Source organism: Pseudomonas veronii, assembly GCF_001439695.1.
GTDB lineage: Bacteria > Pseudomonadota > Gammaproteobacteria > Pseudomonadales > Pseudomonadaceae > Aquipseudomonas > Aquipseudomonas veronii.
Genome location: NZ_JYLL01000004.1, coordinates 89,299 through 111,241, shown reverse-complemented (window position 1 = coordinate 111,241; position 21,943 = coordinate 89,299). Strand labels below are relative to the sequence as shown.

Here is a 21,943-nt window from a genome sequence, read left to right as displayed (position 1 = left end):
ACTAAAAAAACTATGTCCTTGCCCAAGCATCACCTGGAATTGCTCAGCCCTGCCCGCGATGTCGCCATCGCGCGCGAGGCCATCCTGCATGGCGCCGACGCCATCTACATCGGCGGCCCAAGCTTCGGCGCCCGCCACAACGCCTGCAACGAGGTCAGCGATATCGCGCAGTTAGTCGAATTCGCCCGGCGCTACCACGCCCGCGTCTTCACCACCCTCAACACCATCTTGCATGACAACGAACTGGAACCGGCGCGCAAGCTGATCCATCAGCTCTACGACGCTGGCGTCGACGCGTTGATCGTGCAAGACCTGGGCGTGATGGAGCTGGATATCCCGCCGATCGAGCTGCACGCCAGCACCCAGACCGACATCCGCACCCTGGGCCGCGCCAAGTTTCTCGACCAGGCCGGCTTCTCGCAGCTGGTATTGGCCCGCGAGCTGAACCTGCAGGAAATCCGCGCCATTGCCGATGAAACCGATGCCGCCATCGAGTTCTTCATCCACGGCGCCCTGTGCGTGGCGTTCTCCGGGCAGTGCAATATCTCCCACGCGCAGAACGGCCGCAGCGCCAACCGCGGCGACTGTTCCCAGGCGTGCCGCCTGCCGTACACCCTCAAAGACGATCAAGGCCGCGTCGTCGCCTTTGAAAAGCACCTGCTGTCGATGAAAGACAACAACCAGAGCGCCAACCTGCGCGCCCTGGTCGATGCCGGTGTGCGCTCGTTCAAGATCGAAGGGCGCTACAAGGACATGGGCTATGTGAAGAACATCACCGCCTATTACCGCCAGCGCCTCGACGAGATCCTCGAAGACCGCCCCGACCTGGCCCGCGCTTCCAGCGGCCGGACCGCGCATTTCTTCCTGCCCGACCCGGAAAAGACCTTCCACCGGGGCAGCACCGACTATTTCGTCAGCGACCGCAAGATCGACATCGGCGCCTTCGACACCCCGACCTTCACCGGCCTGCCGGTGGGCGTGGTGGAAAAAGCCGGCAAACGCGACCTGCAAGTGATCACCCATGAGCCGCTGTCCAACGGCGACGGCCTGAATGTGCTGGTCAAGCGTGAAGTGGTGGGTTTCCGCGCCAATATCGCCGAGGCCAAGGGCGAGTTCGAGGAAGACGGCGAGAAGCGCTACCGCTATCGCGTCGAGCCGAACGAAATGCCGGCCGGCCTGCATCAGTTGCGCCCCAACCACCCGCTGAACCGCAACCTCGACCACAACTGGCAACAGGCGCTGCTCAAAACCTCCGCCGAGCGCCGGATCGGCCTGTCGTGGGTCGCCCGACTGCGCGAAGAGCGCCTGGAGCTGAACGCCACCAGCGAAGAAGGCATCACCGCCAGCGTCGCCCTGCCCGGCCCGTTCGGCGCGGCCAACAAGCCGGAACAGGCGCTGGACACCCTGCGTGACCTGCTCGGCCAACTGGGCACCACCGAATACCACGCCACCGCCATCGAGCTGGATGCGCCGCAGGCGTTCTTCATCCCCAACTCGCAGCTCAAGGCCGCGCGCCGTGAAGTGATCGAAGCGCTGACAGCGGCGCGCATCGACGCTCACCCGCGTGGTGGGCGCAAGGCCGAAACCAGCCCGCCGCCGGTGTACCCGGAAGCGCACCTGTCGTTCCTGGCCAACGTGTATAACCAGAAGGCCCGGGATTTCTACCACCGCCACGGCGTGAAACTGATCGACGCGGCCTTCGAAGCCCACGAAGAAACCGGTGAAGTGCCGGTGATGATCACCAAGCACTGCCTGCGTTTCTCGTTCAACCTCTGCCCCAAACAGGCCAAGGGCGTGACGGGGGTGAAGACCAAGGTTGCGCCGATGCAGTTGATCCATGGCGATGAAGTGCTGACCCTGAAATTCGACTGCAAGCCTTGCGAAATGCATGTGGTGGGCAAGATCAAGGGGCACATCCTCGGGTTGCCGCAGCCAGGCAGCGTGGTCGGCTACATCAGCCCGGACGATCTGCTCAAGACCATCCCGCGCGCGCCGCATTGATCGAACCGCGGGCGCGCTGCAACGGCGCGCCCGCTCTCGATCACTGCACTTGCACCACCGCTTTGGGGCGCCACCACCAGCCCCTTTGCAACCCGGCGGCAGCCAACAGAATCGCCGCGACACCCAGCCATTGCAGCCAACCCAGGCGATGCCCGAAGGCAATCCAGTCGACCAGAATCGCCGCAATCGGGTAGATAAACGACAACGCGCCGGTGATGGCCGTCGGCAACTTCTGGATCGCCCCGTACAGCAACACATACATCAAACCGGTGTGTACCACCCCGAGCGTCAACAAGGCCGCCCAGGCGTTGTGCGCCACCGGCAGACTGTGCCACGGCACCAGCGGCGCCAGTAACAACGCACCGGTCGTGACCTGGATCAGCGCGATCAAATGCGGCGGCACTGCCTTCAGGCGCTTGATGATCAGCGCGGCAAGCGCATACAGAAACGCCGCGCCGAGGGCCAGGGCGATACCGGCCAGGTAATCGTCGCCGGTTGGCTGATTGCCATGGGCGCTGACAATCGCCAGCATCCCGAGGAATGCCACACTCAGCCACGCCAGCTTCGGCACGCTGAGCTTTTCACCGAGAAACAGCGCCGCCAGCATCACCAACATGAACGGCTGCACGTTGTACACCGCAGTGCTGATGGCGATGGACGCGCGGGAATACGATTCGAACAGCAGCAACCAGTTGCCGACAATGGCCACTCCGCTGAGCATCGCCAGGCCGAGCCCGGCCCAACTGAGCAAGTCCCGGCGCAGATACCCGAGCAACGCGCACACCAGCAATAATGTCAGCGCCCCGATCACGCAGCGCCAGAACACCACTTCGAGCACCGATACGCCCGACACCAGTACAAACCAGCCAATGGTGCCCGAGATCAGCATGGCGGCGACCATTTCCCACGACCCGCGACGGATGGATGTATCCATGATTGAGACTCCTCAAGTGAGGCTCAATTATGGCAAGCTGGTTCGCCGCGGCTCCAGCGCCTAAAAAAGGCGAAAAGCCTCAATGACCTTTATTTATTAGGCGCACACCATGATCGACACCATCGACCAACAACTGATCGGCGCTTTGATGGACGACTCCCGGCTGTCCCTCAAGGCCCTGGCCGGCATCACCGGCCTGTCCTCGCCCAGCGTCGGCGAACGCCTGCGCCGCCTGGAAGAGCGCGGCGTGCTGACCCATTACACGGTCGACATCGACCCCAAACACTTCGGCTACCTGCTGCAAGCCATCGTGCGTATCCGTCCCCTGCCCGGCCAATTGCAGGAAGTGGAGCGGCAGATCCAGGCCATCCCCGAATTCACCGAATGCGACAAAGTCACCGGCGAGGACTGCTTCATCGCACGCCTGCATGTACGCACCATGGACCACCTCGACAGCCTGCTGGATCGGCTCAACGTCTATGCCGAAACCAACACCGCCATCGTCAAGAAAACCCCAGTGAAGCGGCGCCTGCCACCGCTGACGGACTAACGCCGACAAACCTTAGGTGGGGATAGCAGTGGTTCAGGCACTTATGCAGTGACTGACACTCCGCTATCGGGAGCAAGCTCCCTCCCACAGGGCCGGATCAAGTCAGTCGTGCAGAGCCTTGGCCGCGCCCAACAGCCCCTGAAACTTGCGATAACGCGCCTCCAGCACCGGCTGTTGCGCCACGTCCGGTACATACCGCGCCTTGACCGGCATGCCCGCCGCGAGCAACGCCGCGCCCTGCCCGATGGCCAAAAAGCCCAACTTCGCCGCGCCGACGCACGCGCTCAGTTCACTGCCGTGCAGCGTGAAGATTTCCCGCTGCAGGATGTTGGCCAGCAACTGCGCCCAATACTCACTGCGCGCGCCGCCACCCACCAGCGCACAGGCGGTGACGTCGGCGCCGCTCGATTGCACCGCGCGCAACGCGTCGAGCAGGCCAAAACCTACACCTTCCATCACCGCATACCCCAGCATCGCCGGGGTGCAGTCGTGGCCCAGGTTCATAAAGCCGCCGCGCAATAAGGGGTCGTTATGCGGGGTGCGTTCGCCGGCCAGGTACGGCAGGAACAACGGCGTGTCCAGCGGTACCGATTGGCCGATGGGCAACTGGGCCTGGACCTGATCCAACAGCGCCTGTTCATCCGGCATGCCCGTCAGGCGCGTGACCCAGCGCAAACAACTGGCGCCGGCCAGCATCGCGCCCATGGTGTACCAACGGTCGGGCAGCGCATGGCAGAAGCTGTGTACCGCGCTGGCCGGGTTGCCCGCCGCATGGTCGGTGATCGCGACAATCGCCGCGCTGGTGCCCAACGTGATGAAACCGTCGCCGGCATTGATCGCGCCGATGCCGACCGCCGCAACCGGGTTGTCGCCACCGCCGCCGGCAATCACCACCTCGGCGCGCAAACCCAGCTCGCGGGCGGTCAGACACGCGCTTGCCGCACCGCCCTCCACCAGCCTGGGCATTTGTTCCGGCGCCAGGCCGGTGGCCCGCAGCATGGGGCTGAACCATTGACGATTGGCCACGTCCAGCCACAGTGTTCCGGCCGCATCGGACATCTCGCTGACGCGCTCCCCGCTCAAGCGCAGGCGCAGGTAATCCTTGGGCGACAGCACGCAATCGATGGCCTTGAACACTTCGGGCTCATGCCGTTGCAGCCAGAGCAGTTTCGGCGCGGTCAAGCCGGCCATGGGCAAGCTGCCGGTGACGTCGGCAAACCCTGGGCCGAGCTGTGCCGCTTCGGCCACCGCGCGCGAGTCGTCCCACAGAATCGCCGGGTATAACACGCGATCGTCATCCCCCAGCAATACCGCGCCGTGCATTTGCCCAGACAGGCCGATGCACGCCACACGGGCAAACGATTCATGAGCGCGCAACACATCCAGCGCCTGCAAACAGGCTTGCCACCAGTCTTGCGGCGCCTGTTCGGACCAGCCGGCGTGCCGGCGCGAGACGCTCAAGCGCACGCCGGCCTGAGCCAGCACCGCGCCGCTGGCGTCCATCAGGATGGCTTTGAGTTCCGAGGTGCCCAGGTCGATGCCGAGGGAAACAGCAGTGTTCATACGCGAGTCATTCCAATCAATCACAGCCACAGGAGTTACGTATTTGCAGGGTCGGCTCCAGACGCACACTGCGGGTCGGCGCATCGGGTGCGGCCATGCGTTGCAGTAACAGGTTGACCGCACGAGCGCCGAGCGCCTGGACCGGCTGGGCGATCAACGTCAGACGCGGCACAAAGAAATCCGCCCAATCAAAATCATCGAAGCCCACCAGCGCCATCTGCGCCGGCACCTCGATATGTGCATCGCGCAAGGCCTGCATGGCGCCGAGGGTCATCAGGTTGTTGCCGGCCATGATCGCGGTCGGCGGCGCAGCCAGGCCCAGTAACTGCACCGTGGCCTGGCGTGCCGGTTCGGTGTTGGAGCCGCCGTTGACCAGCAGTTGCGGATCGAACGCCAGCCCCGCGGCCGCCAATGCCGCGCGGTAACCGGCCACCCGTTCATCCGTGGTGCTGAACCCCGGGCGCCCGGCGATAAAGCCGATTCGGCGATGCCCATGGGCGATCAGGTGGGCAATCAGCGCCTGGCTGGGCTGGGTATTCGCCACCCCGACCTGATCGAATTGCTCACTCATCATCCGGTCCACCAGCACCGCCGGAATCTCGCTGGCCCGTAGATACTCCAGGGCCAGCGAGCCGTTCGAAGGCGCCAACACAATGCCGTCGACGCGCCGGTGATGCAGCGCCGTGACCACCCGCAGCTCCTGCTCCGGGTCGTCGTGGGTATCGACGAACAGCATCATGTAGCCGTGCTTGGCGCACTCGGTTTCGATCGCGTGTACGGTTTCGCTGAAGTAATGATTGGACAGCGCCGAGATCGCCACGCCGATGGTGTTGGTGCTCGAACGCGCCAGCGAGCGCGCCAGGGTGTTGGGGATATAACCCAGTTCCTGGATCGCGCGCTGCACCGCTTGCACCGTGGCCGGGCTGACCTTGCGGGTGCCGTTCAACACATGGGACACCGTTGACGTCGACACCCCCGCTCTGCTTGCGACGTCATCCATGGTGACCACGGCGCTGTCCCCCTCAATGACTCAGTGTTTACTCGACCAACCGCTGTACGTCGCGACGTTGTCGCGGGTGATCAGTTTGGGCGTGAGCAGCGTAACCGTTTCGGCCGGCGCCTTGTCGTTGAGAAGGTCATTGCCGATGTTCACCGCCGTCTGCGCCATGGCCCATGGGTCCTGGCTGGAGGACGCCTGGATCTGGGTGTCGGTCTTCAGCGCATTCTCGATATCCGGCGCGCCATCTACCGAGGTGATGATGATACCGCTGCGTTTAAGCTGCTTGGCCGCCAGGTCGCTGCCGATGGCCTGGGGGTCGTTGATCGCGAACAGACCGTCGATTTTCGCAAAACGCGTGAGGTAGCCCTGCATCACGTTCAGGCCGCCTTCACGCGAGCCCTTGCCGTCCTGGTCATCGGACAGCACTTTGATCTGCGGCGCAGCGGCCAAGGCGGCCTTGCAACCTTTGACGCGGTCGGTCACGGCGGTCACTTGCGGGCCGTTCTGGATAATCACGTTGCCTTTACCCGCGAGCTTGTCCACCAGGAATTGGCAGGCCAGTTTGCCGGCTTCGACGTTGTCGGTCTGCACGGTCGCGTTGACCCCCTTGGCGTCCACGTCCACCGCCACCACGACGATACCGGCGTCACGGGCTTTCTTGATCGCCGAGGCCATGGCGGAGGGGTCGACGGCGTTGATCAGAATCAGGTCGACCTTGGACGAGATGAAGTTGTCGATCTGCGAAAACTGCTTGCTCAAGTCATAGTCGGCCGACACCGACGTGACCTTGACGCCGGGGTTCAGCTCCTTGGCGCGGGCCGTGGCGCCGTCGGCCAGGGTCACGAAATACGGGTTGCCCAGCGAGCCCATGCTGATGCCCAGGGCTTTCAATTCACGCGCTTCCACGGCTTGGGACATCAGGGCAGCCAAGGCAATGACGGGAAAGATGTGTTTTAGGTTCATGTGGGTCTCTCTTGTGATTGTTGTAGGAGTGAACTCAGGTCCGCGCACCGGACTGGCGATAGCGATCCAGCGCGACCGCGCCGATGATCACGATGCCCTTGATGATGTACTGCCAGATATCCGAGACGCCCAGCAGCACCAGGCCATTGGTCAGTACCGCGATGATCAGTGCGCCGATCAGCGTGCCGCCGATGGTGCCGACGCCGCCGGTAAAGCTGGTGCCGCCGAGGATCACCGCGGCGATCGCATCCAGCTCGTAGGATTGCCCCAGTTGCAGGCCATTGGCGGCGAACAGCCGTGAAGCACTCATCACCGCGCCAAGCCCGGCCAACGCACCGGACATCGCGTAGACGAACAGCAGCACCTTCCACACCTTGATCCCGGAAAGCCGCGCCGCTTCCGGGTTGCCGCCCACCGAATAGATCTGCACGCCCATCACCGTGCGCCGCAGGATGAACCACGACAACGCCACCACCGCGACCGCGATCACCACCAACCACGGCACGCCGAGGATCGAGTCATTGCCGATAAAGGCAAACGGCAGGTCGGGGTTGAACACGGTCTTGTCGTCGGCCAGCAAACGCGCCAGGCCGCGCATGGCGGTCAGCGCGCCGAGGGTGACGATAAACGGCGGCAAGCGCATGAACGCGATCAACCCACCGTTGACCAGGCCCAGCAACAGGCCAAAGCCAATCCCGGCGGCAATCCCGAACATGCCGAACTGCGGCGACATCGAGGCCTGCAACGCCACCACGGCGGACGCTGCGAGGATCGCACCGACGGACAGGTCGATGCCGGCAGTGAGGATCACAAAGGTCATGCCCGCCGCCAGCACCACGTTGACCGAGGCCTGTTGCGTGATGATCGACAGGTTCTGCACCGTCAGGAAGTTTTCACTGGCCAGGGCAAAGCCCACCAGCAGCAGGACCAGTACCGGCAACATGCCGACGCTGCGCATCAGTTCCCTGAGCCGCTCGGCCTTGCCGATTGGCGGGAGGGTCATTGTGTTGTTCGAATCAGCCATGGGCAGCCACCTGATCGCCACCGGTGGCGAGGTCAATAATACGTTCCTGGGAAATGACGTGGCCCGAAGCCCCGCCGACTTCGGCCACCAACTGGCCTTCGCGCATGATCAGCACGCGGTCGCAGGTGCCGATGATTTCCGGCAACTCGCTGGAAATCACCACGACGCCTACACCGGCCTGCGCCAGTTGATTGATGATGCGGTAGATCTCGGATTTGGAGCCGATGTCCACGCCGCGCGTGGGTTCGTCGAGGATCAGCACATGCGGCTTGACCTCCAGCAGCCGCGCCAACAAGACCTTTTGCTGATTGCCGCCGGACAACGCGCCGACGTTGACCTTGCCCGACGCCACGCGAATCGACAGCGACTTGATCGCGTCCTGCGAGCGTTGCACGGCATGCCGTCGATTGAGCACGCCACCGGCATGGGCGTCCGGCACACAGGCGCAGACATTGATGTTGTCGGCCACGCTCATGTCCAGGAACAGGCCCTGGGCCTTGCGGTCTTCGGTGAGGTACACCACGCCGGCGCGGATCGCGTCGGCCGGGGTGCGCAGTTGGGTGACGGTCTTGCCCACCACTTCCAGGGTGCCGCCGGTGCGCGGGTCGGCGCCGAAGATCAGCCGCGCCAGTTCGGTGCGCCCTGCCCCCACCAGGCCGGCGATGCCCAGCACTTCGCCGGCATGCAGGTCGAAGCTGCAGTTGCGCACGCGTTTGCCATCGGCCATGTCGCGCACGCGCATCACCACCGCGCCAGGGTCATAGGCCGCGTGTTCCTTCTTGTAGAAACCGGAGAGGTCGCGGCCGACCATCATCTTCACCAATACCTCGGCCGACAGCGCGTCGCGAGTCAGTTCGCCGATGTACTGGCCGTCGCGCAGCACCGAAACCCGGTCCGACAGTTCGTAGATCTCAGCCATGCGATGGCTGATATAGATGATCGCCAGGCCCTGGCTGCGCAGCTGTTTGATCAGCGCGAACAGGCGGTCGGTCTCGCGCGACGAGAGCGGCGTGGTGGGCTCGTCCATGACCAGGATCTTGGCGTGGGCATGCAGGGCGCGGGCGATTTCCACCAATTGGCGTTCGGCAATCGACAGGCTGCTGACCCGCGTTGCCGCGGTGAACTCGGCGCCCAGGCGTTGCAGCACTTCCACGCAACCGGCCTGCATGCCCTGGCGGTCGATGGTCCAGCCACGGCGCAGTTCACGGCCCAGGTAGATGTTCTCGGCCACGCTCAGGTTCGGGCACAGGCTCAGTTCCTGATAGATCACGGCGATGCCGAGGGCTTTGGCGGTGGCGGGGTCGAACGTGGCGACAGGCTGGCCGGCGATGCGGATGGTGCCGCCCGGGTCGGCCTGGTAAGCGCCGGAGAGGATTTTCATCAGGGTGGATTTGCCGGCGCCGTTCTCCCCCATCAAGGCGTGGATTTCGCCGGGGTAGACTTTCAGGCTGACATTCTTGAGCACGCGCAAACCGTTGAAGGTTTTGCTGATGCCCTGCATTTCAAGCAAGGGTTCGAGGCTCATGACTGAGCTCCTGAATTTATTATTTTTGTATTCGCGCTCCTTGGATCAGAGCCGATCACCACCGACTCTAATCAGATAGATTTGCTTACGCAAGCGCTTGCGTAGCCCGTTTGTCGCTTGATGAAACGTTTCATCAAGCGACTTAACCGCAACCTCAGCGTTCTTAACGTTTTGGCAGCATGCGCAGCAAGGTGTTGTCCCGCACCCAATAGTGGTGGAACAAACCGGCGGCGGCGTGCAGGCCGATCAGCCAATAACCGGCGCTGCCCAACCATTCATGCCAGTGCTTGAACTGCCTGGCCAGGTCGGGGTCCGCTGCGACCAGGGTCGGCAAGGAAAACTCGAAATACGGCACCGGTTTGCCTGCGGCGTTGAGCATCAGCCAGGCCAGCAGCGGCGTGACGATCATCAGGCCGTACAACGCCAGGTGCATCAGGTGCGACATGCCCGTCTGCCAGGCCGGCGGGCGCGGCACGATCGGTGGGCGCGGCGTCAGGCGCCCGAGCAGGCGCAGCCAGACCAGCAGGAAAATCCCGATACCGAACAGCGCATGGGCGCCGAGGAACAGCCCCTTGAGTGCGTGCCCGCGGGGCAACAGACCTTTGATTTCGATGCAACCGTACACGCCGACAAACAACGCCAGCATCAACCAGTGCAGAATCATCGACAGCCTTGAGTAGCGCGCTGTCATCAGGTTTTCGCTCATAGAAAAGGCACCTTGTGCAGGGGGTGGGGCCGAACCCGGCCTTGATAAAGTCGCGATCACCCTGCCCGGCTAGTCTTAAGACAATCTGAAGATCGCTGAAACGATCATTTTCAGCACCTTCAGACTTCGTTAAGAAACGCCCTCGATACTCCTCCCAACTTCACTTGGGAGGCATAACGCCAATGCCCAGTATCGATTGGAAGATCCCCCTGCCCCTGCTGTTCGGCCAAGCCGACAGCGCATCGCTGTGCCTTTCCCGAGCACTGCCCCAAGACCCCCAACGCCCGGCCTTCGAAGCCTTCATCCAGCAGCGCTTTCGGATTGCCCACGGTGCCGATATCCGTCATTTCATGCCGCAGCTGTTTGGCGTCAGCCAGGCCAACGGTGAACTCTGCGCCGTCGCCGGGGTGCGCCTGGCGAGCGCCGAGCCGTTGTTCCTGGAGCGCTACCTCGACCATCCGATCGAGCCGCTGATCAGCGCCGCCGCCGCGCAACCGGTAGACCGCCGGGCCATCGCCGAAGTCGGCAACCTGGCCGCCAGCGACACCGGCAGTGCGCGCCTGAGCATCATCGCCATCACCTGGTTGCTGGCGATGGCCGGCCTGGAGTGGGTGGCGTTCACCGGCAATATCGGCCTGGTCAACAGTTTCCATCGCCTCGGTCTGAAGCCCGTCACCCTGTGCGCCGCCGACCCGCAGCGCCTGGGCGATGAGCGCCATCACTGGGGCAGTTATTACGAAAGCCAACCCTGGGTGCATGTCGGCAATATCCGCGCCGGCTTCATCCATCTGCGCAACATGGGCCTGTTCTCGCGCCTGGGGTTGCCGACCACGATTGAGGATGCCAGCCATGTCGCCTGAAACCCGCCGTTTCCACGCTGTTCTTCGCGGCTATGCCGAACGCAATGACGGCGCCGTCGCCCTGTGGGGCGACACCTTGAAGATGGATTACACCGCGCTGTTCGCCGAGGTGACCGCTCGACAGGAACGCCTGCGCGATGAAGGCGTGAAGGTGGTGGCGCTGGCCCTGGACAATGGCATCGAGGCCATGCTGTGGGACCTGGCGATCCTGTTCGAAGGCTTGACCTGCCTGACCCTGCCGCCGTTCTTCAGCCCGACCCAACGCGCCCACTGCCTGGAACAGAGCCACGCCGAGCGCGTGATCGCCGAGCCCTACCTGGACGCCGAATTGCACGCTGGCGGTTACCGCAAAACCGGTGACTTCTGGTGCCGCGCGTTCGACGGCCGCCCTTCAATGCCCCTGGGCACGGCCAAGGTGACCTTTACCTCCGGCACCACCGGCACGCCCAAAGGCGTGTGCCTGAGCGCCGACAGCGTACTGCGGGTGGCCCGCGAGTTGTACCAGGCCAGCCATGCCAGCGACCCGCGCCATCACCTGTCATTATTGCCGCTTGCCATCCTGCTCGAGAACCTGGGTTGCTACGCCGCGCTGTATGCCGGCGCCACCTTGAGCCTGCCCAGCCAGAAGAGCCTGGGCATCCAGGGCGCCAGTGCGGTGGACGCCGCGCAATTGCTCGGTTGCCTGGCGGTGCGCCAACCCCACAGCCTGATCCTGGTTCCGCAGTTGCTGCTGATGCTGGTCATCGCCGCCGAGCAGAAAGCCTTCAATCCGCAAGGCCTGCGCTTTGCCGCGGTGGGCGGTGCGCGGGTCTCCAAGGCCTTGCTGCTGCGCGCGCAGCACTTGGGCGTGCCGGTGTTCGAAGGTTACGGCCTGTCGGAATGCGCCTCGGTGGTGTGCCTCAACCGCCCCGGCGCCCAGCGCGCCGGCAGTGTTGGCCAGCCGCTGCCCCATGTGGAGATCCGCCTCGCCGAAGACAACGAGGTGCTGATCAAAGGCTCGACCTTGCTCGGCTATCTGGGCCAGACCGAACAGCCCGAACAATGGTGGCCCAGCGGTGACCTCGGCGCGTTCGACGACGACGGTTTTCTCTACCTCAAAGGCCGCAAGAAGCATCAGTTCGTCACCAGTTACGGGCGCAACGTCAACCCGGACTGGGTCGAGGCCGAACTGACCCAGGGCGGCGCCATCGCCCAGGCCTTCGTCTATGGCGAAGCCCTGCCGCAGAACCACGCGCTGCTGTGGCCTCATCGCGCCGACTGCTCCGACGCCCAACTGGCCGCCGCTGTGGCCCTGGCCAACAGCGGCCTGCCCGACTACGCACAGGTGCATCGCTGGACGCGCCTGGAAGAACCGTTCACCGCCGCCAACGGCTTGCTCACCGCCAATGGCCGGCCACGGCGTGACGCCATCGTCGCGCGTTATCAATCCCAACTTGCCCCTGCACTCAACGAGGAAACTTCATCGTGAACTTTTTCGACACACTGCAAGACGCCACCCAACAAGAACGCCAGGCCCTGTTCAGCCTGCCGATCATCCGTGATGCACTGGAAGGCAAGGTCAGCCTGGAGAGCTACCGTGAATTCCTCGCCCAGGCTTACTACCACGTGCGCCACACCGTGCCGTTGATGATGGCCTGCGGTGCGCGCCTGCCCTCGCGCCTGGAGTGGTTGCGCAAGGCAGTCAGCGACTACATCGAGGATGAATATGGCCATGAGCAATGGGTGCTCGATGACATCGAGGCCTGTGGCGGCGACCGCGACGCGGTACGTGACGGACGCCCGGGCTTGCCCATCGAGTTGATGGTCAGCTACCTCTACGACCTGATCGCCCGTGACAACCCGGTCGGCCTGTTCGGCATGGTCAATGTACTGGAAGGCACCAGCATCGCCCTGGCCACCCACGCCGCCGGCAGCATCCGCGATCATCTGCAACTGCCGGAGACGGCGTTCAGCTACCTGAGCTCCCACGGTGCCCTGGACATCGGGCACATGGAAACGTACCGCCGCTTGATGAACAGCCTGGACGACCCCGAAGACCAGGCCGCCGTGATCCGTGCGTCCAAAGTCGTGTACGCGCTGTACACCGACATGTTCCGCAACCTGCCGCGTAGCGGGGAGGCTCACCATGCGCCTGTCTGAAACCCGTGTGGTGCTGACCGGCGCCAGCGGTGGCATTGGCCTGGCGATTGCCTCTGCACTGTGTGCCAGTGGCGCACACGTGCTGGCCGTGGCGCGTCATCGCGAACCGCTGGAAGCCTTGTTGGCGCAGTACCCGGAACAACTGTGCTGGGTCGGTGCCGACCTGACCTTCCTCAACGACCGGCGCAAGGTGCTGGCCGCCGCGCAAGCCATCGGCGGCGTCAACCTGCTGATCAACGCAGCCGGGATCAACCACTTCGCCATGCTGGAACAGCTCGACGAAAACGAGATCAACGGCATGCTCGCGTTGAACATCACCGCGCCGATCTGCCTGACCAAGCTGCTGCTGCCCATGCTCAAGCAAGCCGCGAGCGCGATGGTGGTGAACGTCGGCTCCACTTACGGCTCCATCGGTTACCCCGGTTATGCCACCTACTGCGCGACCAAGTTCGCCTTGCGCGGGTTTTCCGAAGCCCTGCGCCGGGAACTGGCCGATACGCGGGTCGGCGTGTTGTACGTCGCGCCGCGTGCCACCCACACGCGCATGAACAGCCCTGCGGCGCAGGCCTTGAACGATGCGCTTAAATCCAATGTCGACGACCCGCACAGCGTGGCCGCCGCCGTGATCAAAGCGATTGCCAACGACCGCCGCGATCTTTACTTGGGCTGGCCGGAGCGCTTTTTTGTGCGCCTCAACAGCCTGCTGCCGAACCTGGTCGACCGAGGCTTGCGCAAACAACTGCCGCTGGTCCGTCGCCTCAGCGATAAACCCGTGAAAAAGGATCTGAACCCATGAAACGCCTCATCGCCGCGCTGCTGCTCACCGCCCTGAGCCCACTCACCTGGGCGCTGGACAGCGCCGACCAGCAACGCCTGAGCGAGATCCAGACACGCTGGGCCCATATTCAATACAACTTGCCCGAGGAACAGCGCACCAAGGCCTTTGAGCAACTCGCCGCCCAGGCGACAGCCTTCACCCAGGCGCGCCCTCAAGCGGCCGAGGCCTGGATCTGGTCCGGCATCGTCAGCAGCAGCTGGGCCGGTGCCCAGGGCGGGCTTGGCGCGTTGAGCAAGGTCAAGGCGGCCAAGGTCGACCTGGAAAAAGCCCTCGCCCTCGACCCCAAGGCCCTGCAAGGCTCGGCCTACACCAGCCTCGCCGCATTGTATGATCGGGTTCCCGGCTGGCCGATCGGCTTTGGCGATGCCGACAAGGCTGACCAGTTACTCAAACAGGCCTTGCAACTGAACCCGACGGGCATAGATAGTCTGTATTTCTGGGGGGACCACCTGTACCGGCAGAAACGCTACAGCGAAGCCCGCGAGGCCCTGCAAAAAGCCTTGCTCGCCGCTCCACGGCCGGGCCGGGAAACCGCCGATGCCGGACGGCGCAAAGAGATCGAAAGCGTGCTGGCCGACATCAACAAAAAACTCAACTGACAGGAGTCCGCGTGCGCCTATTACTGATCGAGGATGACGAAGCATTGGGTGAAGGTATTCACCAGGCGCTGGTGCGAGAGGGCTACACCGTTGATTGGCTCAAAGATGGCAGCAGTGCATTACATGCACTGCTCAGCGAAACCTTTGACGTGGCGGTGCTCGATCTCGGGCTGCCGCGCATGGATGGGCTGGAGGTGCTGCGCCGCTTGCGCGACAGCGGCTCGAACCTGCCGGTGCTGATCCTCACGGCACGGGATGCCACCGAAGACCGGATCGCCGGGCTGGACGCCGGCGCCGACGATTACCTGATCAAGCCCTTCGACCTGGCCGAACTCAAGGCGCGCCTGCGCGCGTTGCTGCGCCGCAGCGCCGGGCGCGCACGGGTGATGATCGAACACGCGGGCATCTGCCTGGACCCGAGCACGCAACAGGTCAGCTACCACGGCGAACCGGTGCTGCTCACCCCCAAGGAATACCAACTGCTGCACGAACTGCTGTCGCCACCGGGCCGCGTCATGACCCGCGACCAGTTGATGCAGTTGCTCTACGGCTGGAACGAAGAAGCTGAAAGCAACACCCTGGAAGTGCATATCCATCACCTGCGCAAGAAGTTCTCCAGCGAGCTGATCCGCACCGTTCGCGGCGTCGGCTATCTGGTTGAGGAGCGCGGATGACTTCTATACGACGGCGAACCCTGACCCTGATCATCGGCCTGCTGCTCGTCGGCCTGCTGCTGATCAGCGCGCTCAACCTGCATGACAGCAACCACGAAATCGCCGAAGTCTATGACGCGCAACTGGCGCAGAACGCCCGCCTGCTCCAGGGCGTGATGAGCATGCCGCTGGCCAGCCAGGACCAGGAAGACCTGTACCGCGCGTTCAACAAAGCCTTGGGCGAAGCGATGCCCAAGGTGGATGGGCACCCCTACGAAAGCAAAGTCGCCTTCCAGGTGTGGAACCCCAAGGGCGAACTGCTGGTGTTCACCGCCAGCGCCCCGTCATTTGTCCCCGCGCCCACCCAGCCGGGCTTCAGCAACGTCGAAGACCTGAACGGCCGTCAATGGCGCGGCTTTGTGCTCAAGGACAAGGACAACGGCCTGCGGATCTGGGTGGGCGAGCGCGACGACGTGCGCGCCGACCTGGTGCAACGCATCGTGCGGCATACCTTGTGGCCCAACGTGCTGGGCAGCCTGATTCTCGCGGCGATGGTCTGGCTGGCGATCGGCTGGGGCCTCAAGCCCCTGGCCGACATGGCCGCCACCCTGCGTGCGCGGCATTCGGGCTCGCTCGAACCGATGCAACTGACGCCGCTGCCCACGGAGCTTGAGCCGATGCAGGCGGCGCTCAACCGCATGCTCGCGCAGATCCAGGAAATGCTCGGCCGCGAACGGCGCTTTATTGCCGATGCGGCCCATGAGATGCGTACACCATTGGCGGTATTGCGCGTGCATGCCCAGAACCTGCTGGAAGCCGGCACAGAAACCGAACGGCGCGAGTCCCTGGCCTTTCTGATCGCCGGCGTCGACCGTACCAGCCGCCTGGTCAACCAATTGCTGACCATGGCGCGCCTGGAGCCCAGCGCCGGGCAACCGCCGCTGCAGGCCGTCGACCTGGCGACAACGGTGCGCGAAACCCTGATTCAGTTGACCCCGTGGCTGTTGAGCAAAGGCCTTGAGCTGGTATTCGACGTCGAGGATGGCCCGTGCCCGGTGAATACCGATACCGCCGCGATCAATATCGCCCTGACCAACCTGGTGACCAACGCCGCGAATTTCTCCCCGGAACACGGGGTGATCACCGTGGGCTTGCGCAAGAACGCCATGCGTTTTGCCCTTACCGTCGACGATCAGGGCCCTGGCATCGACGAAAACCAGCGCGAGCGCCTGTTCGAACGCTTCTACAGCCGTGGCAATGCCCATGGCGCAGGCCTGGGCCTGACCATCGTACAAACCATCGCCCAACGCCTGGGCGGCCAGGTCAGCCTGGAAAACCTGGCGGCCGGCGGCCTGCGGGCGACCCTGGAAATCCCTGCCTGACGGAGCATCAGCCGGCCCATGTGACCAGCCACATCGCGCCGACCAGCAAGACCTGGCCGACGATCACATACACCGCGAAGTAACGACCGCCGCTGACCCCGGCCACCACGCACTTGCTCAGCGCGTTGCAACTGACCGCGAGCAACACCGGGATGGACGCGGCCCCCAGGGACAACTGGCCGCTGGTGGCCAGGGCCGCGATCGAGGCGATGGACGCGTGGGCATCGGCAAAGCCACTCAAGGTGGCAGTCAATATCACGCCGACCTGGCCGAAGTGATGGAGCATCAGCGACGACAAGAAGGTAATGCCGGTCAGGGTCACGACCATGATCAGCGCCAGCTTGAGGTCGAATGCGCCGCCCACCTTGATGGTTTGGCTGGCCGCCGCCGTCGGCGCGTGCCACATCAGGCACACACCGTACAACGCGGTGGTGGCAAACCCGGCGAGCAGCGGCCAGGCCATCTGCGACAGCAGCGCCGGCTCCACGGTGCCGAGGATCAGCGCCACCTGGGCCACCGTCGCAATATTCGAGAAAATGGCCGCCGCCGCGAGGATGCGCAGGTGCTCCGGCTCTTTGGCGACCATCTGGCCCATGGCAGCAACGGTCACAGTACTGGAGGCGAACCCCGAAGCAATGGCGCTCACGACGTAGCCATAACGTGGTCCCAGCGCGCGCACCGCCACATGCCCCACCGCGCCGACCGCCATCAACAACACCGTCAGCGTGCAGATGGTGCGCGGGTTCAGCGCGCCGTAGGGGCCGATAAAGCGATCCGGCGCCAACGGCAGGACCACCAGCGCAACGACCAACAGCAACAGGCCGTCGCGCATTTCCACATCGGTCAATTGACTGCGAGCAAAGTTGTGCAACTTGTCGCGATAGGCCAGCAGGCCGGCCACCACCACGCCGACGGCCGTGGCCAGTTCGGGAGCGACCCCACACCAGGCGCCCAGCAGCAGCACCGTGAGCAACGCCACTTCACTGGTGATCCCCGGGTCGTTGTCCCGGCTCTTCCAGTAAGCGGTACTGACGATCACAGCCAGACACCCGGCGATCAGGCCCAGCAACAGGCCACCGCCGACTTGCTGCGAGACGTAGCCCAATAACGCGGTAATCGAATAGGTGCGCAAACCGGCAAACGCGCGCAACTCGCCCTGGCCCTTGTGGCGTTCGCGCTCAAGGCCGATCAGCATGCCGATGCCCAGCGCCGCGGCGGCACCGGCCAGCCCGAGGGTTTGCGTCATTTACAGGCGCCTTCAGGGCGTGATCGCGACCTTCATGACACCGTCGCGCTGATGGGCAAACAGCTCATAGGCGGCCTCGATATCGTCGAGCTTGAAACGGTGCGTCACCAGGGGCGACAGATCCACCCCGCCGCTGGCCACCACGGCGAGCAAACGGCGCATGCGTTCCTTGCCGCCAGGGCACAGGGTCGACACGATGCTGTAATCCCCCAACCCCGCGCTGAACGCGTCGTAGGGAATGCGCAGGTCGCTGGAGTAGACCCCCAGGCTGGAGACCCGCCCTCCCGGACGCAGCACGCGCAATGCCGACTCGAACGTACCCTGGGTCCCCAGGGCCTCGATCGCCACATCAACCCCACGGCCGTCGGTGATGGTCATGATCTGCTCGACCACATTGCCTTTCTTGAAGTCGACGATATGGGTGGCGCCCAGGCTGCGGGCGACGTTCATGCGCTCGCTGACGCCATCGACACCGATGATCATCGACGCGCCTTTGAGCCGGGCGCCCGCCACCGCGCACAGGCCGATCGGCCCGAGGGCGAAGACCGCGACGGTGTCGCCGATGGTCACCTCACCGCGCTCGGCGCCGGAAAAGCCGGTGGACATGATGTCCGGGCACATGAGCACTTGTTCGTCGCTCAGCCCATCGGGAATCGGGCACAGGTTGGCCAGCGCATCGGGGACCAGCACGTATTCGGCCTGGCAGCCGTCGATGGTATTGCCGAACTTCCAGCCGCCGGCCGCGCGAAAGCCATGCCGGGTGTCGGGGCCGTCCTGGGAGCCGCAGCCGCACAGGCAGGCATAACTCTGCCCGCTGGGCGTGATGGCGCCGGCGATCACCCGCTGCCCCTCAACGAAACCACGCACCTGGGAGCCCAGCCGCTCGATCACGCCCACCGGTTCATGGCCCACGGTCAGCCCTTTGGCCACCGGGTACTCACCGCGCAGGATATGCACGTCGGTGCCGCAGATGGTCGTGGTGGTGATACGCACCAACGCGTCCAGCGGGCCGACTTCGGGGATGGGTTTGTCGTCGAGGACGATGCGGTTTTTTTCAACGAAGACAGCTGCTCTCATGGTTGCCACGGCGTGACCTCCTGCGTCTGGAAAAGCCTGAATGACATCCAGACTGCACCGCGATGACAACACGGGGGTTGATCATTATCAACAATCCTCTGATTGATCGAGACACCCGGCCGGATGTCGCTGAGCGTGCCCTGGCTCAAGGCGACTTGATACAAGTCAAACCGGCGCCGGCGCCCGGCGCCATGATCTAGAGTAAGTATCATTGCCCGATGCTATCTGCTGGTTACCCAAGGGAGATTGCCCATGTCTGCTCAAGCACGTTTCTTACTGCTGGTTTCGCCACTGATGGAACACAGCCCCGCCTTCGACCGGGCCGCCGCCCTGGCCAAGGCTGAAGGCGCGGCGCTGCACATCCTCGCCTTCGATTACCTGGAAGGCCTGGCTACCGCCGGCCTGGTCAACGAGCAGGCCCTGGAACAGATGCGAATTGGCTATGTAGAGCGCCATCACCAGTGGCTGGAGGATCAGGCCAGGCCCTTGCGCAACCTCGGCCTGACCGTCACCACCGAAGTGGCGTGGGTGGAGCGCCCGCTGCAGGAGATTCTGATTCGTCTTAAGGAAGAGCCCATGGCCGTGGTGATCAAGGCGCTGGAGCATGAGTCCCTGCTGTCGCGCTTGATGTTTACGCCGCTGGACGTCCATCTGATTCGCGAATGCCCGGTGCCACTGCATTTTGTCAGCGGTGCGCCCCATGCGTTACCGCGCAAGATCGTGGCGGCCGTCGACCCGTTCCATCACGACGAGCACTACGACAGCCTTAACGACCGCATCCTGCATGAAGCCGTCAAACTGGCGACAGCCTGCGATGCCGAGGTCGAGGTGATTTATGCTCATGACCTGTCCGATCTCGGCGCTCAGGAGTATGGATTCGGCAGCGGTGCCGGGTTCTTCTCTTCGGTGGCCGCCAAACGGTTGTTCGACGAACAGGGGCAGGCCTTCAATGATTTGGCCGCGCGCAACGGTATTCCGCCAGCGCAGCGCCATATGATCTTGGGTAACCCGGCGAAAGTGCTGTCCAGCTATGCCGATGCCTACAACGTCGATGTGATCGTCATGGGCCGCGTCGGTCATCGCGGCCTATCGCGCCTGCTCGGCAGTACCGCCGAAACGCTGCTGTACAAAATGCCTTGCAGCGTGTGGATGGTTAAACCGGAAGTGCTCGACTGAGTACCGCGATCATATGCACACCCTCGCTGCTAATTCGCAGCGAGGAGCATGTCAAAGACATTCATTAGGGTGGCATAGCGAGGCCCATTACACTCAAAAGCGATCAGCGGTTCAAATATATAAAACTTGCACCTATCTTTCTCCAATATTTGGATGTTAAGTAGGAGGAATATATATGTGTGTGTGCAAGAGGCTTTTGTGATGAAGTCAACTCCAGTTCTTGTACAAGTCCAACATTTAAAAACAACCTGCGCGAGCTGCAGCGTTTTAGAGTTGTGTTTACCCCTGGGTTTGACCGAGATCGAAGTGGGTCGCCTGGACACATTGATTCCACAACGCGTTAAAGTCAAAAAAGGCGCTTCGCTGTATCGCACCGCCGATCCGTTACGCTCGCTTTACGCCGTGCGTACCGGGTTCTTCAAGACCTGCATACTGTCCATGGATGGTCGCGAGCAAGTCACCGGGTTCCAGATGGCCGGGGAAATGCTCGGCCTCGACGCCATCAGTGCCGACACCCATGCCTGCAACGCGATTGCGCTGGAAGACAGCGAAGTGTGCCCTCTGCACTTCAACCAACTGGAGCGACTGGCCGGTCAAATACCGTCGTTGCAACATAACTTGAACAAAATCATGAGCCGCGAAATTGTGCGTGATCACGGTATGTTATTGCAAATGGGCAATATGAACGCCGATGAGCGGCTTTGTGCATTTGTATTGAATATATCAATGCGTATGAGTACGCGTGGTTATTCATCGCGATCTTTTATATTACGCATGAGACGAGAAGAGATCGGCTCTTATCTGGGCCTGCGCCTGGAGACGGTGTGCCGCAGCATTGCGCAGTTACGCAAACTGGGCCTGGTGCATATCAGCGCGCGCAATGTCGAGATTCTCGACCTGGCGAAACTCAAGACGTTCATATCCGGCTGTCATCGGCATGGTCCCGAGTAACAGGGCCTCATCTGATCCAAATCAGCTTTATCTGTCGGCAAAGGCGTAGAACCGAAGCAACAGGGGACCGCTCCTGTCGCCCCCAAACCTCGGAGCTCACACCATGCTTACCGTCGAAGAGCACAACAGACAAGCCGCCATCGCCTATAAAACAAGCCCGGAACCGCACTGGATCGATAAGCTCAATGACGGCCGCCATGTGCTGGTGCGCGCGTTGAGAATCGAAGACCGGGACCGCGAATATAACTTCATCAAGAGCTTGTCTCGCGAGTCCCGGCACGCGCGCTTCCTCGGCGAAATCAACGAGCCCGGCAAGACCCTGCTCGATCAATTGATGGATGTCGACAATCAGCAACGCGTGGCGTTTATTGCCCTGGTGCATGACAACGGCAAACTGATCGAAATCGGCGTTGCGCGCTATGCCGCGGCCAAAGAGCACGAATGCGAATGCGCGGTCACCGTGGCGGACCCTTGGCAGCACCTGGGACTTGGGCACATTTTGATGCAACACCTGATGACCGCGGCGAAAGCAAACAACTTCACGTCGATGTACACCGTGGATGAAGCGAGCAACACCCCGTTGCGTGAGTTGACCAACGCGTTGGGCTTCCACACCGTCACCAATCCGGATGACGCTACCCAAGTGATCAGCAGCGTGAAGCTCTGAGTAGCACTGCACGGTAAAAGGGCGGCGCGCCGCCCTTGCCTTCCATACACTCGTTTGAGTGTATTCATACCGAACCGAAAACGTCTGTT

General features: G+C 63.1%; 21 protein-coding genes. 12 read left to right on the top strand and 9 right to left on the bottom strand.

Annotated elements, in window-relative coordinates; all coding sequences use genetic code 11:
* The first annotated feature begins 12 nt into the window (after nucleotides 1-12).
* Nucleotides 13-2,001 carry a peptidase U32 family protein gene (locus TU80_RS06675; protein WP_057004080.1) on the top strand — a complete coding sequence of 663 codons (1,989 nt, stop codon included), beginning with the start codon at nucleotides 13-15 and terminating at the stop codon, nucleotides 1,999-2,001.
* 40 nt (nucleotides 2,002-2,041) lie between these two features.
* Here TU80_RS06675 and TU80_RS06670 read toward each other — a convergent pair whose 3' ends face one another.
* The gene (locus tag TU80_RS06670) at nucleotides 2,042-2,935 is read right to left on the bottom strand and encodes a DMT family transporter (RefSeq protein WP_057004079.1); all 894 of its coding nucleotides are present in this window, start codon (nucleotides 2,933-2,935) and stop codon (nucleotides 2,042-2,044) included.
* A 109-nt stretch (nucleotides 2,936-3,044) separates the two neighbouring features.
* On the opposite strand from TU80_RS06670, the gene TU80_RS06665 reads away from it, so the two are divergent.
* Nucleotides 3,045-3,485, top strand: a complete 441-nt coding sequence (locus TU80_RS06665) for an Lrp/AsnC family transcriptional regulator (protein ID WP_017845744.1) — start codon at nucleotides 3,045-3,047, stop codon at nucleotides 3,483-3,485.
* A 102-nt stretch (nucleotides 3,486-3,587) separates the two neighbouring features.
* Here TU80_RS06665 and xylB read toward each other — a convergent pair whose 3' ends face one another.
* From xylB to TU80_RS06635, 6 genes are all read right to left on the bottom strand, one after another.
* Nucleotides 3,588-5,048 (bottom strand): xylulokinase, encoded by a 1,461-nt coding sequence (gene xylB / locus TU80_RS06660; RefSeq protein ID WP_057004078.1) that lies wholly within the window; start codon nucleotides 5,046-5,048, stop codon nucleotides 3,588-3,590.
* Nucleotides 5,049-5,064: 16 nt separating this feature from the next.
* On the bottom strand, nucleotides 5,065-6,057 hold the full coding sequence (locus TU80_RS06655; protein WP_057004077.1) for a LacI family DNA-binding transcriptional regulator: 993 nt from the start codon (nucleotides 6,055-6,057) through the stop codon (nucleotides 5,065-5,067).
* A 21-nt stretch (nucleotides 6,058-6,078) separates the two neighbouring features.
* A complete protein-coding gene (locus TU80_RS06650) occupies nucleotides 6,079-7,011 on the bottom strand; it encodes an ABC transporter substrate-binding protein (protein WP_057004076.1) in 933 nt (310 codons plus the stop codon).
* A gap of 34 nt (nucleotides 7,012-7,045) precedes the next feature.
* Nucleotides 7,046-8,014 (bottom strand): ABC transporter permease subunit, encoded by a 969-nt coding sequence (locus tag TU80_RS06645; protein ID WP_086005473.1) that lies wholly within the window; start codon nucleotides 8,012-8,014, stop codon nucleotides 7,046-7,048.
* A 13-nt stretch (nucleotides 8,015-8,027) separates the two neighbouring features.
* Nucleotides 8,028-9,560, bottom strand: coding sequence for a sugar ABC transporter ATP-binding protein (locus tag TU80_RS06640; RefSeq protein ID WP_057004075.1), 1,533 nt, complete (start codon nucleotides 9,558-9,560; stop codon nucleotides 8,028-8,030).
* 163 nt (nucleotides 9,561-9,723) lie between these two features.
* A complete protein-coding gene (locus TU80_RS06635) occupies nucleotides 9,724-10,266 on the bottom strand; it encodes a cytochrome b (protein WP_017845739.1) in 543 nt (180 codons plus the stop codon).
* Between the two features lie 182 nt (nucleotides 10,267-10,448).
* On the opposite strand from TU80_RS06635, the gene TU80_RS06630 reads away from it, so the two are divergent.
* The 7 genes from TU80_RS06630 to TU80_RS06600 are packed head-to-tail and all read left to right on the top strand — an operon-like array spanning nucleotide 10,449 to nucleotide 16,737.
* Nucleotides 10,449-11,126: a thermostable hemolysin gene (locus TU80_RS06630; RefSeq protein ID WP_057004074.1), complete on the top strand. Its 678-nt coding sequence runs from the start codon at nucleotides 10,449-10,451 to the stop codon at nucleotides 11,124-11,126.
* Nucleotides 11,116-12,594, top strand: a complete 1,479-nt coding sequence (locus tag TU80_RS06625) for an AMP-binding protein (protein ID WP_057004073.1) — start codon at nucleotides 11,116-11,118, stop codon at nucleotides 12,592-12,594. Before TU80_RS06630 ends, TU80_RS06625 begins: the two co-directional genes overlap by 11 nt.
* Complete coding sequence (locus tag TU80_RS06620) at nucleotides 12,591-13,265, top strand: iron-containing redox enzyme family protein (protein ID WP_057004072.1); 675 nt, start codon at nucleotides 12,591-12,593, stop codon at nucleotides 13,263-13,265. The genes TU80_RS06625 and TU80_RS06620 overlap by 4 nt, the downstream gene beginning before the upstream one ends.
* Nucleotides 13,252-14,061 carry an SDR family oxidoreductase gene (locus tag TU80_RS06615; protein ID WP_057004071.1) on the top strand — a complete coding sequence of 270 codons (810 nt, stop codon included), beginning with the start codon at nucleotides 13,252-13,254 and terminating at the stop codon, nucleotides 14,059-14,061. The genes TU80_RS06620 and TU80_RS06615 overlap by 14 nt, the downstream gene beginning before the upstream one ends.
* On the top strand, nucleotides 14,058-14,702 hold the full coding sequence (locus tag TU80_RS06610) for a tetratricopeptide repeat protein (protein ID WP_057004070.1): 645 nt from the start codon (nucleotides 14,058-14,060) through the stop codon (nucleotides 14,700-14,702). Before TU80_RS06615 ends, TU80_RS06610 begins: the two co-directional genes overlap by 4 nt.
* Nucleotides 14,703-14,713: 11 nt before the next feature.
* On the top strand, nucleotides 14,714-15,376 hold the full coding sequence (locus TU80_RS06605; RefSeq protein WP_017845733.1) for a response regulator: 663 nt from the start codon (nucleotides 14,714-14,716) through the stop codon (nucleotides 15,374-15,376).
* On the top strand, nucleotides 15,373-16,737 hold the full coding sequence (locus TU80_RS06600) for a sensor histidine kinase (protein WP_057004069.1): 1,365 nt from the start codon (nucleotides 15,373-15,375) through the stop codon (nucleotides 16,735-16,737). The genes TU80_RS06605 and TU80_RS06600 overlap by 4 nt, the downstream gene beginning before the upstream one ends.
* Nucleotides 16,738-16,744: 7 nt before the next feature.
* Here the strand turns inward: TU80_RS06600 and TU80_RS06595 are convergent, their stop codons facing one another.
* Nucleotides 16,745-17,983: an MgtC/SapB family protein gene (locus tag TU80_RS06595; protein WP_057004068.1), complete on the bottom strand. Its 1,239-nt coding sequence runs from the start codon at nucleotides 17,981-17,983 to the stop codon at nucleotides 16,745-16,747.
* Nucleotides 17,984-17,995: 12 nt separating this feature from the next.
* On the bottom strand, nucleotides 17,996-19,069 hold the full coding sequence (locus TU80_RS06590) for an NAD(P)-dependent alcohol dehydrogenase (protein WP_090234857.1): 1,074 nt from the start codon (nucleotides 19,067-19,069) through the stop codon (nucleotides 17,996-17,998).
* Between the two features lie 243 nt (nucleotides 19,070-19,312).
* On the opposite strand from TU80_RS06590, the gene TU80_RS06585 reads away from it, so the two are divergent.
* The 3 genes from TU80_RS06585 to TU80_RS06575 all read left to right on the top strand — a co-directional run bounded on the left by TU80_RS06585 (nucleotide 19,313) and on the right by TU80_RS06575 (nucleotide 21,854).
* The gene (locus TU80_RS06585; protein ID WP_046383358.1) at nucleotides 19,313-20,236 is read left to right on the top strand and encodes a universal stress protein; all 924 of its coding nucleotides are present in this window, start codon (nucleotides 19,313-19,315) and stop codon (nucleotides 20,234-20,236) included.
* A 201-nt stretch (nucleotides 20,237-20,437) separates the two neighbouring features.
* Nucleotides 20,438-21,187, top strand: a complete 750-nt coding sequence (locus TU80_RS06580; protein WP_046383357.1) for a helix-turn-helix domain-containing protein — start codon at nucleotides 20,438-20,440, stop codon at nucleotides 21,185-21,187.
* Between the two features lie 103 nt (nucleotides 21,188-21,290).
* Nucleotides 21,291-21,854: a GNAT family N-acetyltransferase gene (locus TU80_RS06575; RefSeq protein ID WP_057004067.1), complete on the top strand. Its 564-nt coding sequence runs from the start codon at nucleotides 21,291-21,293 to the stop codon at nucleotides 21,852-21,854.
* Nucleotides 21,855-21,943: the final 89 nt, after the last annotated feature.

What these genes read in the sequence shown, in the direction of transcription:
- xylB (WP_057004078.1), bottom strand. Translation starts at nt 5,048, where the DNA reads ATGAACACTGCTGTTTCCCTCGGCATCGACCTGGGCACCTCGGAACTC.
- TU80_RS06650 (WP_057004076.1), bottom strand. Translation starts at nt 7,011, where the DNA reads ATGAACCTAAAACACATCTTTCCCGTCATTGCCTTGGCTGCCCTGATG.
- TU80_RS06610 (WP_057004070.1), top strand. Translation starts at nt 14,058, where the DNA reads ATGAAACGCCTCATCGCCGCGCTGCTGCTCACCGCCCTGAGCCCACTC.
- TU80_RS06670 (WP_057004079.1), bottom strand. Translation starts at nt 2,935, where the DNA reads ATGGATACATCCATCCGTCGCGGGTCGTGGGAAATGGTCGCCGCCATG.
- TU80_RS06625 (WP_057004073.1), top strand. Translation starts at nt 11,116, where the DNA reads ATGTCGCCTGAAACCCGCCGTTTCCACGCTGTTCTTCGCGGCTATGCC.
- TU80_RS06665 (WP_017845744.1), top strand. Translation starts at nt 3,045, where the DNA reads ATGATCGACACCATCGACCAACAACTGATCGGCGCTTTGATGGACGAC.
- TU80_RS06585 (WP_046383358.1), top strand. Translation starts at nt 19,313, where the DNA reads ATGTCTGCTCAAGCACGTTTCTTACTGCTGGTTTCGCCACTGATGGAA.
- TU80_RS06675 (WP_057004080.1), top strand. Translation starts at nt 13, where the DNA reads ATGTCCTTGCCCAAGCATCACCTGGAATTGCTCAGCCCTGCCCGCGAT.
- TU80_RS06595 (WP_057004068.1), bottom strand. Translation starts at nt 17,983, where the DNA reads ATGACGCAAACCCTCGGGCTGGCCGGTGCCGCCGCGGCGCTGGGCATC.
- TU80_RS06600 (WP_057004069.1), top strand. Translation starts at nt 15,373, where the DNA reads ATGACTTCTATACGACGGCGAACCCTGACCCTGATCATCGGCCTGCTG.
- TU80_RS06575 (WP_057004067.1), top strand. Translation starts at nt 21,291, where the DNA reads ATGCTTACCGTCGAAGAGCACAACAGACAAGCCGCCATCGCCTATAAA.
- TU80_RS06635 (WP_017845739.1), bottom strand. Translation starts at nt 10,266, where the DNA reads ATGAGCGAAAACCTGATGACAGCGCGCTACTCAAGGCTGTCGATGATT.
- TU80_RS06640 (WP_057004075.1), bottom strand. Translation starts at nt 9,560, where the DNA reads ATGAGCCTCGAACCCTTGCTTGAAATGCAGGGCATCAGCAAAACCTTC.
- TU80_RS06615 (WP_057004071.1), top strand. Translation starts at nt 13,252, where the DNA reads ATGCGCCTGTCTGAAACCCGTGTGGTGCTGACCGGCGCCAGCGGTGGC.
- TU80_RS06580 (WP_046383357.1), top strand. Translation starts at nt 20,438, where the DNA reads ATGAAGTCAACTCCAGTTCTTGTACAAGTCCAACATTTAAAAACAACC.
- TU80_RS06645 (WP_086005473.1), bottom strand. Translation starts at nt 8,014, where the DNA reads ATGACCCTCCCGCCAATCGGCAAGGCCGAGCGGCTCAGGGAACTGATG.
- TU80_RS06630 (WP_057004074.1), top strand. Translation starts at nt 10,449, where the DNA reads ATGCCCAGTATCGATTGGAAGATCCCCCTGCCCCTGCTGTTCGGCCAA.